Annotated in this window: 11 protein-coding genes; 4 read left to right on the forward strand and 7 right to left on the reverse strand. The window is 72.1% G+C overall.

Annotated elements, in window-relative coordinates; genetic code table 11:
• Nucleotides 1-23 precede the first annotated feature (23 nt).
• On the forward strand, nucleotides 24-3,803 hold the full coding sequence (metH, locus tag BJY28_RS13030; RefSeq protein WP_179463382.1) for a methionine synthase: 3,780 nt from the start codon (nucleotides 24-26) through the stop codon (nucleotides 3,801-3,803).
• A gap of 263 nt (nucleotides 3,804-4,066) precedes the next feature.
• On the opposite strand, the gene BJY28_RS13035 is transcribed toward metH, so the two are convergent.
• Nucleotides 4,067-5,275 carry an IS110 family RNA-guided transposase gene (locus BJY28_RS13035; RefSeq protein ID WP_179461960.1) on the reverse strand — a complete coding sequence of 403 codons (1,209 nt, stop codon included), beginning with the start codon at nucleotides 5,273-5,275 and terminating at the stop codon, nucleotides 4,067-4,069.
• Between the two features lie 303 nt (nucleotides 5,276-5,578).
• Here BJY28_RS13035 and BJY28_RS13040 point away from each other — a divergent pair, with 303 nt between their 5' ends.
• A complete protein-coding gene (locus BJY28_RS13040) occupies nucleotides 5,579-6,475 on the forward strand; it encodes a RecB family exonuclease (RefSeq protein WP_179463383.1) in 897 nt (298 codons plus the stop codon).
• Here BJY28_RS13040 and BJY28_RS13045 read toward each other — a convergent pair.
• On the reverse strand, nucleotides 6,464-7,144 hold the full coding sequence (locus tag BJY28_RS13045; RefSeq protein ID WP_343037111.1) for an HAD family hydrolase: 681 nt from the start codon (nucleotides 7,142-7,144) through the stop codon (nucleotides 6,464-6,466). The two genes, BJY28_RS13040 and BJY28_RS13045, sit on opposite strands and share 12 nt — an antisense overlap.
• 84 nt (nucleotides 7,145-7,228) lie before the next feature.
• Here BJY28_RS13045 and BJY28_RS13050 point away from each other — a divergent pair, with 84 nt between their 5' ends.
• Complete coding sequence (locus BJY28_RS13050) at nucleotides 7,229-8,080, forward strand: PAC2 family protein (RefSeq protein WP_179463384.1); 852 nt, start codon at nucleotides 7,229-7,231, stop codon at nucleotides 8,078-8,080.
• A 48-nt stretch (nucleotides 8,081-8,128) separates the two neighbouring features.
• Here BJY28_RS13050 and mshC read toward each other — a convergent pair whose 3' ends face one another.
• The 4 genes from mshC to BJY28_RS13070 form a co-directional block, all read right to left on the reverse strand.
• On the reverse strand, nucleotides 8,129-9,394 hold the full coding sequence (gene mshC, locus BJY28_RS13055; RefSeq protein WP_179463385.1) for a cysteine--1-D-myo-inosityl 2-amino-2-deoxy-alpha-D-glucopyranoside ligase: 1,266 nt from the start codon (nucleotides 9,392-9,394) through the stop codon (nucleotides 8,129-8,131).
• A 68-nt stretch (nucleotides 9,395-9,462) separates the two neighbouring features.
• Nucleotides 9,463-10,248 carry an SCO1664 family protein gene (locus tag BJY28_RS13060; RefSeq protein WP_343037112.1) on the reverse strand — a complete coding sequence of 262 codons (786 nt, stop codon included), beginning with the start codon at nucleotides 10,246-10,248 and terminating at the stop codon, nucleotides 9,463-9,465.
• Nucleotides 10,249-10,250: 2 nt separating this feature from the next.
• The gene (locus BJY28_RS13065; protein ID WP_179463386.1) at nucleotides 10,251-10,784 is read right to left on the reverse strand and encodes a DUF3090 domain-containing protein; all 534 of its coding nucleotides are present in this window, start codon (nucleotides 10,782-10,784) and stop codon (nucleotides 10,251-10,253) included.
• A 9-nt stretch (nucleotides 10,785-10,793) separates the two neighbouring features.
• Nucleotides 10,794-11,486 carry an MSMEG_4193 family putative phosphomutase gene (locus BJY28_RS13070; RefSeq protein ID WP_179463387.1) on the reverse strand — a complete coding sequence of 231 codons (693 nt, stop codon included), beginning with the start codon at nucleotides 11,484-11,486 and terminating at the stop codon, nucleotides 10,794-10,796.
• A 49-nt stretch (nucleotides 11,487-11,535) separates the two neighbouring features.
• Here BJY28_RS13070 and BJY28_RS13075 point away from each other — a divergent pair, with 49 nt between their 5' ends.
• A complete protein-coding gene (locus tag BJY28_RS13075; RefSeq protein ID WP_179463388.1) occupies nucleotides 11,536-12,729 on the forward strand; it encodes a CorA family divalent cation transporter in 1,194 nt (397 codons plus the stop codon).
• Here BJY28_RS13075 and BJY28_RS13080 read toward each other — a convergent pair.
• Complete coding sequence (locus BJY28_RS13080; RefSeq protein ID WP_179463389.1) at nucleotides 12,705-13,043, reverse strand: primosomal protein; 339 nt, start codon at nucleotides 13,041-13,043, stop codon at nucleotides 12,705-12,707. The two genes, BJY28_RS13075 and BJY28_RS13080, sit on opposite strands and share 25 nt — an antisense overlap.
• Between the last annotated feature and the right edge of the window lie 9 nt (nucleotides 13,044-13,052).

Below are 13,052 nucleotides of genomic sequence, written 5' to 3' on the forward strand. Positions count from 1 at the left end.
GCGACCCTAGGCTGCGGGGGGCGATGGGTGATAATCGCTGTGGAAGACGGACACCCCATGCGACGTTGAGGACATCTGTGACTGATCTGCGCCCCGATGCCACCGACCGGCTGACCGAGCTCCTGCGTGAGCGCGTCCTCGTGCTCGACGGCGCGATGGGCACGATGATCCAGCAGCACGGGTTGTCCGAGGCGGACTACCGCGGCGAGCGCTTCTCCGACTGGGGCCAGGACGTGCAGGGCAACAACGACCTGCTCGTGCTCACCCAGCCGGAGATCATCACCGACATCCACCGGGCCTACCTCGACGCCGGCGCCGACCTGGTCGAGACCAACACCTTCAACGCCCAGCGCATCTCGATGGCCGACTACGGCATGGAGGAGCTCGCCTACGAGCTGAACCTCGAGGCCGCCAGGCTCGCCCGCCGGGCCGCGGACGAGGCGACCGAGGCCACCCCGGACAAGCCCCGCTTCGTCGTCGGCACCCTGGGCCCGACGAACCGGACCGCGTCGATCTCCCCGGACGTCAACGACCCCGGCAAGCGCAACATCACCTTCACCGAGCTGGTCGACGCCTACCTCGAGGCCGCCCGCGGCCTGGTCGAGGGTGGCTCGGACGTGCTGCTCGCCGAGACGATCTTCGACACGCTCAACGCCAAGGCGGCGATCTTCGCGCTGGAGACCCTCTTCGCCGAGCACGGCCGCCGGTGGCCGGTGATCATCTCCGGGACGATCACCGACGCCTCCGGGCGCACCCTGACCGGCCAGACCACGGAGGCCTTCTGGAACTCGGTGCGGCACGTGCAGCCGTTGGCGATCGGGCTGAACTGCGCGCTCGGTGCCGACGAGATGCGCCCGTACCTGGCCGAGCTGGGCCGGGTGGCCGACACCTTCGTCTCGTCCTACCCGAACGCGGGGCTGCCGAACGCCTTCGGCGAGTACGACCAGTCGCCCGAGACCATGGGCGAGGTGGTCGGCGAGTTCGCCGAGGCCGGCCTGGTGAACATCCTCGGCGGCTGCTGCGGCACCACCCCGGAGCACATCGCCGAGATCGCGAAGGGGGCGGCCGCCGCCACCCCGCGGGTGCCGGCGACACCGGAGCCGGCGCTGCGGCTGTCCGGCCTGGAGCCCTTCAACATCACCGAGGACTCCCTCTTCGTCAACGTCGGTGAGCGCACCAACGTCACCGGCTCGGCCCGCTTCCGCAAGCTCATCGAGGCCGGGGACTACCCGACCGCGCTGGCGGTGGCCCGCCAGCAGGTGGAGAACGGCGCCCAGGTCATCGACATCAACATGGACGAGGGCATGCTCGACGGCGTCGAGGCGATGTCCACCTTCGTCAACCTCGTCTCCTCCGAGCCGGACATCTCCCGGGTGCCGCTGATGATCGACTCCAGCAAGTGGGAGGTCATCGAGGCCGGGCTGCAGCGCGCCCAGGGGCGCTGCATCGTCAACTCCATCTCGATGAAGGAGGGTGTCGAGCCCTTCGTCGAGCAGGCCCGGCTGTGCCGCCGCTACGGCGCCGCGGTGGTCGTCATGGGCTTCGACGAGCAGGGCCAGGCCGACAACCTGGAGCGCCGCAAGGAGATCACCGCGCGGGCCTACCGGATCCTCACCGAGGACGTCGGGATGCCGCCCGAGGACATCATCTTCGACCCGAACATCTTCGCGGTCGCCACCGGCATCGAGGAGCACGCCGCCTACGGCACCGACTTCATCGAGGCCACCCGCTGGATCAAGGAGAACCTTCCCGGGGCCCTGATCTCCGGCGGGGTGTCCAACGTCTCCTTCTCCTTCCGCGGCAACAACCCGGTGCGCGAGGCGATCCACGCGGTCTTCCTCTACCACGCCGGGCAGGCCGGGATGGACATGGGCATCGTCAACGCCGGCGCCCTGGTGCCCTACGACAGCGTCGACCCCGAGCTGCGCGAGCGGATCGAGGACGTCATCCTCAACCGCCGCGAGGACTCCACCGAGCGGCTGCTGGAGATCGCCGAGGAGCACCGCGGCACCGGGGAGCAGGCGGAGGCCGCCACCGAGGAGTGGCGCGACCTGCCGCTGCGCGAGCGGATCACGCACGCCCTGGTCAAGGGCATCGACGAGCACGTCGTCGACGACACCGAGGCGCTGCGCCAGGAGATCGAGCAGGCCGGCGGTCGGCCGCTGGAGGTCATCGAGGGCCCGCTGATGGACGGCATGGACGTCGTCGGCGACCTCTTCGGCTCGGGCAAGATGTTCCTGCCGCAGGTGGTCAAGTCCGCCCGGGTGATGAAGAAGGCCGTGGCCCACCTCATCCCCTACATCGAGGCGGAGAAGTCCCCCGAGGAGGCGTCCCGCTCCAAGGGCCTGGTCGTCATGGCCACGGTCAAGGGCGACGTGCACGACATCGGCAAGAACATCGTCGGCGTCGTGCTGCAGTGCAACAACTACGACGTCGTCGACCTCGGTGTCATGGTGCCGGTGCAGCAGATCCTCGAGGAGGCCACCGCACGTGGGGCCGACATCATCGGCCTGTCCGGTCTGATCACCCCGTCCCTGGACGAGATGGTCACGGTGGCCTCGGAGATGCAGCGTCAGGGCTTCACCCAGCCGCTGCTGCTCGGTGGTGCGACCACCTCCAAGGCGCACACCGCGGTGAAGGTCGACGAGAAGTACGACGGTCCCGTGGTCTGGGTCAAGGACGCCTCGCGCTCGGTCCCGGTGGTCTCCCAGCTGCTCTCGGACACCGCGCGCCCGGGCTTCCTGGAGACCCTCGACGGGGAGTACGCGGGGCTGCGCGAGCGGCACGCCGCGAAGTCCGGGGATCGTCCGCTGATCTCCTACGAGGACGCCTACGAGCGGCGCACCCCGGTCGACTGGGAGGCGCCGGAGTCGACGGCCCACCTGGAGGGCGTCAGCCCGCTGCGCACCGAGCTGCGCGACTACGACCTGGCCGAGCTGGTCCCGTACTTCGACTGGCAGCCGTTCTTCAACGCCTGGGAGATGAAGGGCTCCTTCCCGGACATCCTCAACAACCCCAGCACCGGGGAGGCGGCGCGCAAGCTCTACGACGACGCGCAGGAGATGCTGGAGAAGATCATCGCGGAGAAGTGGCTGACCGCGAACGGCGTGCTCGGGCTCTTCCCGGCGAACAGCATCGGTGACGACATCGAGATCTACACCGACGAGTCGCGCGACCAGGTGCTGCAGACGCTGTCCATGCTGCGCCAGCAGGGTCAGCACCGTGAGGGCGTGCCGAACCGGTCGCTGGCCGACTACGTCGCGCCGAAGGAGAGCGGGATCGCCGACTACGTGGGCGCCTTCGCGGTCACCGGCGGGCTCGGCGGGCAGGACAAGATCGCAGAGTTCAAGGCCGACCACGACGACTACAACGCGATCCTGCTGGAGGCGCTGGCCGACCGCTTCGCCGAGGCCTTCGCCGAGCGGCTGCACGAGCGGGTGCGTACCGAGTTCTGGGGCTACTCCCCCGACGAGTCCCTGGACAACAAGGGCCTCATCAAGGAGCAGTACCAGGGGATCCGGCCCGCGCCGGGCTACCCGGCCTGCCCGGAGCACACCGAGAAGGAGAAGATCTGGGACCTGCTCGACGTCGACGACATCGGCATCGAGCTGACCGAGTCGATGGCCATGTGGCCCGGCGCCTCGGTCTCCGGGTGGTACTTCGGGCACCCGCAGAGCCAGTACTTCGTCGTCGGGCGGCTCGGGCGCGACCAGGTCGAGGACTACGCCAAGCGCAAGGACTGGACCCTTGCCGAGGCGGAGCGCTGGCTGGCCCCCAACCTCGGCTACACCCCCGACGCCTGACCCACCTTCGCCCCCAGAGCCTTTATCGGGTTACCCGATAATCGCTCGCTCCCGGGGGAAGCCTTCTCCGGTGACCGTGCCTTTATCGGGTAACCCGATAATCGCTCGGTTGCGCGGGAAGGCTTGTCCGGCGAGCGAGAGGTCCTCGGCAGATCCCGCAGCCCCTCAGGGGGTTGCGGGTCAGGCGCAGAGGCGAAGGGGGGCCGGCGCGGTCGAGCCGTCGCCTCCCCGCCCGGCGAAGGGGGGTGTCCCTATGGGTTTCGTCAAGCGGCGGTGGCGGGGCGGGGCTGGTAGGGGGTGCCGTCGCGGAGCATGGCGTAGATGACGTCGCAGCGTCGTCTGGCCAGGCAGATCAGCGCGGCGTTGTGCTTCTTGCCTTGGGCTCTTTTGCGGTCGTAGTAGGCGCGTGAGGTCGGGTCGGACAGTGCGGCGAACGCGGCGAGGAACATGGCGCGTTTGAGGTTCTTGTTGCCGGCTCGGGAGGGGTGCTCGCCGCGGATGGAGGAGCCTGATCTGCGGGTGACTGGAGCCAGTCCGGCGTAGGCGGCCAGGTGGCCCGGCGTGGGGAAGCTCGACCCGTCGCCGACCTCGAGGAGGATCCGCGCTCCGGTCCTGACCCCGATGCCGGGCATCGAGGTCAGGACCGCGGCAAGAGGGTGCGCATCGAGCATCCCCTCGACCTGCGTGGCGGCCTGCTCGCGTTGAGCCAGCAGCGAGGTCAGCTGGTCGGCCAGTTGGGGCAGGACCAGCTCGGTGGCCCGGGTGCCGGGCACGGTCACGCTCTGCTCGTCCAGCGCGGACATGATCGCTTCGACGATCGCGTGGTGGCTGCGTGGAGCCCGCGCCCGGACCGCTGCAGCGATCCGGCGTTTGCCTGCTTGACGTAGGCCGGTCGGTCCACCGAAGCGGCGGAGCAGTTCCAGGATCGCCTTGTGGTGCAACTTGCCGCCGATAGCCCGTTCGAGGGCGGGGTGGATCTGGGTGAGCAGCCCGTGGATGCGGTTGGTCACCCGGGTGACCTCGGCGGCCAGGTCGTCGTCGAATCCGACGATGACTTCCAGGTCGGCTAGGGCTTCGTCGCCGGTGTCGACCCGCCGCAGGGCGTGCGGCATCGACCGTGCCGCCTCGGCGATCACGTACGCGTCGCGGGCATCGGTCTTGGCGTTGCCCGGGTGCAGGTCAGCGATCCTGCGCATGGCCAGCCCGGGAAGGTAGGCCACGTCCACGCCCACATCGCGCGCGACCGTGACCGGCAGTGCGCCGATCGAGGCGGGCTGGTCGACCACGACGAGCACGGGCCCGTGCTCGCTCAGCTGCTCGAACAGGCCCCCCAGGGCGTGCTCGTCCTGCGGCAACGGCTTGTCGTGCACCCGTCGCCCGTCAGGGTCGAGAGCGGTGGCGTGGTGCTCGCCCTTGCCCACGTCCAACCCGAGGAACACCGCGTACCCATGATCTGCTGATGGCTCTTCCATGACGGGCCTCCTTGCCCCACGCGGACAGTGATCATGCTGGCCGCGGTCAGGCGTCAGCAGCCGGCAGCCACGTTACGAAGAGACCACCCGTTCGGGGGTCGTGTCCCTATCAGCGGTCAGACCGACGCCACCAGGCCCGGTGACAACACCCCCCGGATCATCGACGAGACAGGGGCGGTCAGTCATGCCGGACCCAGCGACCAACACCCCCATCATCGAGGGCACGAAGAAGGTAACGGGGCACACCACGGGACGCAGGGCGATGCCGTTCGCGCCGTCGGTGACGATGCCTAGGCTGGCTCCATGACCGGCGCGCTCTCCCCCAGCCGCGCGGCCGACTTCAAGCAGTGCCCGCTGAAGTACCGCTTCCGGGCGATCGACGGGCTGGACGAGCCCCCCTCGCCCGCCGCCGCCCGCGGGACGCTCGTGCACGCCGTGCTCGAGGAGCTCTTCGAGCTGCCGGCACCGGAGCGCACCCCGGAGGCCGCGCAGGCCCTCGTGCCGGGCCGCTGGGCGGCCATGGTGCAGGAGCGACCCGAGCTCGCCGAGATGCTCGCCGCCGACCCGGAGCGGGACGAGGAGTCCTGGTACGCCGAGGCGTCCCGCCTTGTCGGCCGATGGTTCGAGCTGGAGGACCCCACCCGTCTGGAGCCCGCCGAGCGTGAGCTGCGGGTCGAGGCCGATGTCGACGGGCTGCTCCTGCGGGGCATCGTCGACCGCCTCGACGTCGCCCCGACTGGCGAGGTGCGGGTGGTCGACTACAAGACCGGCCGCTCGCCCTCGGAGCGCTTCGAGAGCCAGGCCCTCTTCCAGATGAAGTTCTACGCGCTGGTGCTGTGGCGCACCACCGGTCGGGTGCCGGACCTGCTGCAGCTGGTCTACCTCGCCGACCGCCAGGTGGTGCGCTACCAGCCGGACGAGCACGACCTGCGCGGACTGGAGCGCACGGTCCGCGCCATCTGGACGGCGATCGAGCAGGCCAGCGCCACCGGCGACTTCCGTCCGCGACCCTCGCGGCTGTGCGCGTGGTGCGACTTCAAGCCGCTGTGCCCCGCCTTCGGCGGCACGCCGCCGACGATGCCGGTCCCCGAGGTACCCGCGGTCCCCACCGGGACGCCCACGGTCGGCGTCCCAGACGTGACAGTCGCGGTCGACGACCCTCCGGCGCTCGCCGGAGAGACGGTGCGCTCAGCCGGCTGAGCCGGTCGCGGCCGCCAGACCCCGCAGGTCGGCGACACCCAGCCCCTCCAGCGTGGCGATCTGCCGCGCCCCGGGCACCTGCGGCACCGGCACGACGTGCGGGATCGCCAGCGTCGGCACCCCGGCGGCGACCGCGGCGCCGACGCCGGCCGGCGAGTCCTCGAGCGCCACGCACTCCCCCGGCGCCACCCCGAGCTCGGACGCGGCCGTGAGGTAGGCCTCCGGGTCGGGCTTGCCCCGGGCCACCCGGTCGCCGGTCACCTGCAGCGCGAAGGACCCCTCCGGGGTTGCGGCCACCACCGCCGAGGCCAACGACGTCCAGGACATCGTCACCAACGCGCAGCGCACCCCGGCCTCCCGGCACGCGGCGAGCAGCTCGCGGGCCCCCGGTCGCCAGGGCACGCTCTCGGCGATCTGCGCGACCACCCGCGACTCCAGCCGCCGGACGATCTCCTCCGGCGCGAGATCCACCGGGCTGCGGCGGCGGATGATGTCGGCCGAGACCAGCAGCGGCTGCCCCACGAGCTGGACGGCGAGCTCGTCCGGCCAGGTGCCGCCGTGCTCCTCGACCAGCTCGCGCTCGGCCTGCATCCAGTACGGCTCGGTATCAACGAGGGTGCCGTCCATGTCCCACAGGACGGCGGCGGGCAGGTCCGGTGCGGCGCTCACGTGAGGCCACGCTACGCGGCTTAGGGTGGGGCCAGCGACGGCGCCCGCCCCGGGCGCGACAGGCACGAAGGAGGGAGCGCACCGGTGATCGAGATCGCAGACGTCCCCGAGCTGCAGGATCCGGTGATGATCCTCGCCTTCGAGGGCTGGAACGACGCCGGCGAGGCCGCCACCACCGCCGTGGAGCACCTCAGCGAGCTGTGGGAGGCCGAGCCGATCGCGGCGATCGACCCCGAGGACTACTACGACTTCCAGGTCAACCGGCCGCGCGCGGTCGCCGACGGCGGCACCCGCCGCATCCAGTGGCGCACCACCCGGGTGCTGCTCGCCTCCCCCGAGTCGCTGGGGCGCGACGTCGTCATCGTCAGCGGGGTCGAGCCCTCCTTCCGCTGGCGCGCCTTCACCGGCGAGCTGATGACCCTGGCCGACGAGCTCGGCGTCACCACCGTGGTCACCCTCGGGGCGCTGCTCGCGGACGTCGCGCACACCCGGCCGGTCCCGGTGACCACCACCAGCGACGACGAGGAGACGGCCCACCGGCTGGACCTGGAGAAGGGGCGCTACGAGGGGCCGACCGGGATCGTCGGGGTGCTCGCCGACGCCGCCCGCCAGCAGGGCCTGACCTCGGTCTCCTGCTGGGCCGCGGTCCCTCACTACGTCGGGCACGCCGCCTGCCCGAAGGCCGCCGACGCGCTGCTCGGGGCGCTGGAGGACCTGCTGGAGTCGGCGATCGACCACGGGGAGCTCGAGGATGAGGGCCGCGCCTGGGAGCGTGGCGTCGACGAGCTGGCCGAAGGGGACGAGGAGATCGGCGAGTACGTCTCCAGCCTGGAGACCGCTCAGGACACCACCGAGCTGCCCGAGGCGAGCGGCGACGCCATCGCGAAGGAGTTCGAGCGCTACCTGCGACGCCGCGACGGCGGCCAGGACGGCTGACCAGGCTCGGCGCAGCGGGTCAGAGCAGCATTGGTCAGCGCAGCAGCGTCAGAGCGGCAGGCCGAGCAGCGCCCGGCACAGCGCCGCGACCTCACCGGGCGCCGCCGGGTCGGCCGGCGACGTCGGGTCGGCCGTCTCGCTGAGCGCAGCGTCGACCCAGGCATCGACCGCCGCGACGGCACCGACCGTGTCCAGGTCGTCGGCGGTCCGCGCCCGCACGGCCTCCAGGGTCGGGGCGGCGGCGGGTCCGCCCGGCCGGGCGAAGGCCTCGCGCCACCGCGCCAGCCGGCTCTCCGCGGCCGGCAGATCCTCCGGGGTCCACTCCCAGTCGGTGCGGTAGTGGTGCCCGAGCAGCGCCAGCCGGATCGCCGCCGGGTCGTGCCCCTCGGCACGCAGCGTCGAGACCCGCACGAGGTTGCCCTTGGACTTGCTCATCTTCTCGCCGTCGTAGCCGACCATCGCCTGGTGCGTGGTGTGCCCGGCGAAGGGCGGGTCGTGGGTGATCGCCTCGGCCTGCAGCACCGACATCTCGTGGTGCGGGAAGACCAGGTCGCTGCCGCCGCCCTGCACGTCGATCTGCGGGCCCAGGTGGTGCATGGCGATCGCGGTGCACTCGATGTGCCAGCCCGGGCGACCGTCGCCGAGCACCCCGCCGGGCCACGCCGGCTCGCCCTCCCGGGCGCCGCGCCACAGCAGCGGGTCCAGCGGGTCGCGCTTGCCGGGGCGCTCCGGGTCCCCGCCGCGCTCGGCCGAGAGCACGGTCATCTCCTCCCGCGGCAGGTGGCACAGCACCCCGGCCCCGGCGGTCACCGACAGGTCGAGGTAGGTGTCCCGGGCCCCGGTGGACTCGTCGACCACCTCGTAGGTCGCACCCTCCTCGCGCAGCGCGGTGACGGCGGCGACGATGACCTCCATCGACTCCACGACCCCGACGAGGTGGTCCGGCGGGATGACCGCCAGGGCCGCCATGTCCTCGGTGTAGAGACCGGTCTGGTCCTGCGCCAGCTCACGCCAGTCGATCCCGTCCCGGGCGGCCCGCTCCAGCAGCGGGTCGTCGATGTCGGTGACGTTCTGCACGTAGCTCACCTCGTGCCCTGCGTCGAGCAGCGCCCGGTGCACCAGGTCGAAGGTGACGTAGGTCGCCGCGTGCCCCAGATGGGTGGTGTCGTAGGGGGTCACCCCGCAGACGTAGAGCCGGGCGTGGTCGCCACGTACCTCGACGGGGCGGACCTCGTCGCGGGCCACGTCGTGGAGCCGCAGCGGGACCCCTTCGCCGTCGACGGTGGGCAGGGTCGGACGCGGCCACGATCTCACGGGGTCACCCTAACCAGCCGCACCGACCGCCTCCGTCGCCGACCCGGTGCGGGGTCCGGCGCGGCGGCCTAGAGCGGCGGCCAGGGCACCGACGGCCAGTCCCCCGAGGGCTGCGGGTGCCGACCGGAGCTCAGCAGCGCCTCCACCCGCTCGCGCAGCGCGGCCACCTCGGAGATCGTCAGCAGCTCGTCGAGCTCGGCCTCCCCGTCGGTCCCTGGGGCGATGGCCTCAGCCAGCCGGCGGAGCCGGTCGAGGTCGGCGTCGGCGATCGGCTCTCCGGCCCACCCCCAGAGCACGGTGCGCAGCTTGGGCTCGGCGTGCAGGCACACGCCGTGGTCGATGCCGAGGGTGGCGCCGTCGCGGTCGAGGACGTGGCTGCCCTTGCGGTCGGAGTTGTTGAGCACGGCGTCGAGCACGGCCAGGGAGCGCAGCGGCGCGCTGTCCGGGTGGCTGACCACGACGGGGTCGCCGACCTCGTCCTCGCCGTGCAGCACCGGGAGGTAGCTTGCCGGCACCTCGTCCGGGTCGGTGACGGTGATGGGGCTCGGCGCGGTGACCGGCTGCTCGCCCACCCAGCGCTGCACCGCGCCGGGCCCGAGCGGCCCGTCGCGCAGCACCGTCTCCGGCACGAGGTCGAAGCCGCCCAGCCGGGAGACGACGTAGGTGGCCACCTCGCGCCCGGCGAGGGTGCCGTCGGGGAAGTCCCACAGCGGGCGCTCCCCGGCCACCGGCTTGTAGATCACCGGGATGCGGCGCTGGTCCGTGACGACCTCGGCGAGCACGGCCAGGTTGCTGGCCCGCGGGTGCGCCCCCAGCAGCTCCAGCTCGCCGTCGCGCAGCGCGCCCTCCTCCACGCTCAGCGGCGGTAGCCGTTGGCCCGCGGGCAGATGTGGCCGTCGGGGTCGATCGGGCCGCCGCAGAAGGGGCAGGACGGCCGTCCGGCCTGCACGACGGTCTCGCAGCGCCGGGCGAAGGCGCGGGCCTGGGCCGGGTCCAGCACGACCCGAAGGGTGTTGAGGTCGGCCGCCTCGCCGGCGGCCTGCTCCCCCACCTCGTCCGGGTCGTGGTCGTGGGCCTCGATGACGACGACGTGCCGGTCCTCGTCCCAGGCCAGCGAGATGGCCGAGACCCGGAAGTCCTCCGAGATCGGGGTGTCCAGCGGGGCGTTGTCCGCGGCCTCGGCAGCCGCGGCCACCGTGGACTCGGTGCCGGCGAGCTGGTCGAGCAGCTCGCCGATCCGCTCGGCGAGCACCTGGGCGTGCACCTTCTCCACGGCGACATGCACCCGGCGCTCGTGGCTGCTGGCCTGCAGGAAGAAGGTCCGCTCACCGGCAGGACCGACGGTGCCCACGACGAAGCGCTGCGGCGGGTCGAACTCGACGACGGTCATGCTCCGACCCTAGCCCGCGCCGCCACCGACGACGGCGTCGCCGTCCCGCCCGGCCTCGGGCGGGGCGATCGTCAGCCGCCGGCCGGTGTCGTTGGTGCGCAGCAGCATCGAGCGACCCTCGCGGCGCTGCACCACCGACACCGAGGCCGGGTCGACGTGCTGGCGCTGCAGGTGCGCCAGGCCGCCGCCGGCGGCCTCGGCGAGCACCGCCTTGATGACGTCGCCGTGCGAGACCGCCAGCCAGGCGGCGTGCGGGCCGTGCTCGGCGGCGACCTCCGCGTCGATCTCGGCCACCGCCGCCACCGCGCGGTGGTACATCTGGCGCAGCGACTCAGCCGGATACTCCTCCCCCGGCGGGAAGGCGGCGCTCTCCGGGTCGTCCTGCACGGTGCGCCACAGCGGCTCCGCGGCGAGCTCCTTGAGGGGGCGCCCGGTCCAGGCGCCGTAGCGGCACTCGGCCAGGCCCTCGTGCTGCTGATCCTGCATCCCGCGGGCCCGCAGCAGCGGCTCCGCGGTCTGCCGGCAGCGCAGCAGCGGAGAGGTCACCACCCGCACCAGGGGCACCTCGGCGAGCCGGTCGGCGAGGTCGGTGGCCTGCTCCCGGCCGGTGTCGTCGAGGGCGACGTCGGGGGTCCAGCCCGCCAGCACCCCGGCGGTGTTGGCGCTGGAGCGGCCGTGGCGGGCGAGGATGCAGTAGGGCACGGGCGGCAGGATACGTGCGCGATCGTGGCCGTCCGGCGAGACTGGGGGCGTGATCGTCGACCAGGCCCGCTACCGCGACGGGCAGCGCACCGGCTGCCAGGACATCCACGCCGAGCTGCAGGCCATCCGCAGTCATCGTCGGGCCGAGGCGGAGGCGGAGAATGCGACCCCGTCGAGCGCCGCCGGAGGCGACGGACCGGACCCGACCGGCTCCGGGGCGCCGAGCAGCGACTTCCTCTGGGTCGGCCTGAAGGACCCGAGCACCGAGACCTTCGACCGGGTCGTCGGCGACCAGCTCCACCTGCACCCGCTGGCCGTCGAGGACGCCGTCCAGGGCGACCAGCGTCCCAAGCTGGAGCGCTACGACGGCGGCTACTTCGCGGTGCTGCGGCCGCTGCGCTACCTCGAGGACACCCAGGACATCGAGTCCGGTGAGCTCATGGTCTTCCTCGAGGAGGACGTGCTGCTGACCGTGCGGCTCGGCGAGGCCACCCCGCTGGACGGGCTGCGCTCCCGGCTGGAGCACGAGCAGCCGGAGGCGCTGGCGCAGGGGCCGTGGGGCGTCTTCTGGGCGATCCTCGACCTCATCGTCGACCAGTACCTCGACATCGAGGACCGGGTGCAGGAGGACCTCGAGGAGCTGGAGGCCGGCATCTTCTCCGCCGACCGACGGGTGACCTCGGAGCAGATCTACCGGCTCAAGCGCGAGGTGCTGGAGTTCAAGCGGGCGGCGCTGCCGCTGCAGCGGGCGATGCGGCTGCTGCTGGGCCCCTCCAGCCCGGTGCCGATGGAGGAGATGCGGCTCTACTACCGCGACGTGGCCGACCACCTCAACCTCGTCATCGACAACACCGAGAGCCAGAGCCGGCTGCTCAGCGACATGCTCAGCGCCCACCTGGCCCAGCTGGGGGTGCGGCAGAACGAGGACATGCGCCGGATCTCGGCGTGGGTCGGCATCGCCGCCCTGCCGACGCTGGTCGCCGGGATCTACGGGATGAACTTCCAAGTCATGCCCGAGCTGACCGCCAGCGTCACCGTCGGCGGCCGGGAGGTCTACTACGGCTACTACCTGGCGATCGGCTTCATGCTGCTGATCTGCCTGGGCCTCTACGTCGTGCTGCACCGGGCCGGATGGCTGGGCCCCTCGCTCACCGAGCGGCTACGGGCCGAGCAGGAGCGCGACCGGCAGCGTCGCGCGGACGCGCGCGGCGGCGAGCCTCAGCGGCGGTCGTCGGCGTCGTAGTCCTCGTCGTCGAGGCCGGAGTAGGACTGCTCGTCCTCGTCCTCGTCATAGTCCTCGTCGTCGCCCTGACCGCTACGGTCACGGTCCTCGCCCACGATCTCGTCGGCGAGCTGCTCGTCGACGACGATCAGCGGGGTCATCTCGCCGGTCGCCTCGTGCAGGGCGTCGTCGTAGGCCTCGAAGGCGTCGGCGAGGTCCTCGTAGGCGGCGATCACCCGCGGGTCGTCCTCCCCGCGACGCTGGGAGGAGGCCTCGAGGTGGCGCTCGAGCGCGGCGATCAGCTTGTTGAGCTCAGGGCGCGGGTCGGACGGCATGGCACGACC

It is taken from the genome of Janibacter alkaliphilus (assembly GCF_013408565.1).
Taxonomy (GTDB): Bacteria; Actinomycetota; Actinomycetes; order Actinomycetales; family Dermatophilaceae; genus Janibacter; species Janibacter alkaliphilus.

Coding starts and splice junctions, on each gene's coding strand:
- metH (WP_179463382.1), top strand. CDS start 24: ATGGGTGATAATCGCTGTGGAAGACGGACACCCCATGCGACGTTGAGG.
- BJY28_RS13035 (WP_179461960.1), bottom strand. CDS start 5,275: ATGGAAGAGCCATCAGCAGATCATGGGTACGCGGTGTTCCTCGGGTTG.
- BJY28_RS13040 (WP_179463383.1), top strand. CDS start 5,579: ATGACCGGCGCGCTCTCCCCCAGCCGCGCGGCCGACTTCAAGCAGTGC.
- BJY28_RS13065 (WP_179463386.1), bottom strand. CDS start 10,784: ATGACCGTCGTCGAGTTCGACCCGCCGCAGCGCTTCGTCGTGGGCACC.
- BJY28_RS13080 (WP_179463389.1), bottom strand. CDS start 13,043: ATGCCGTCCGACCCGCGCCCTGAGCTCAACAAGCTGATCGCCGCGCTC.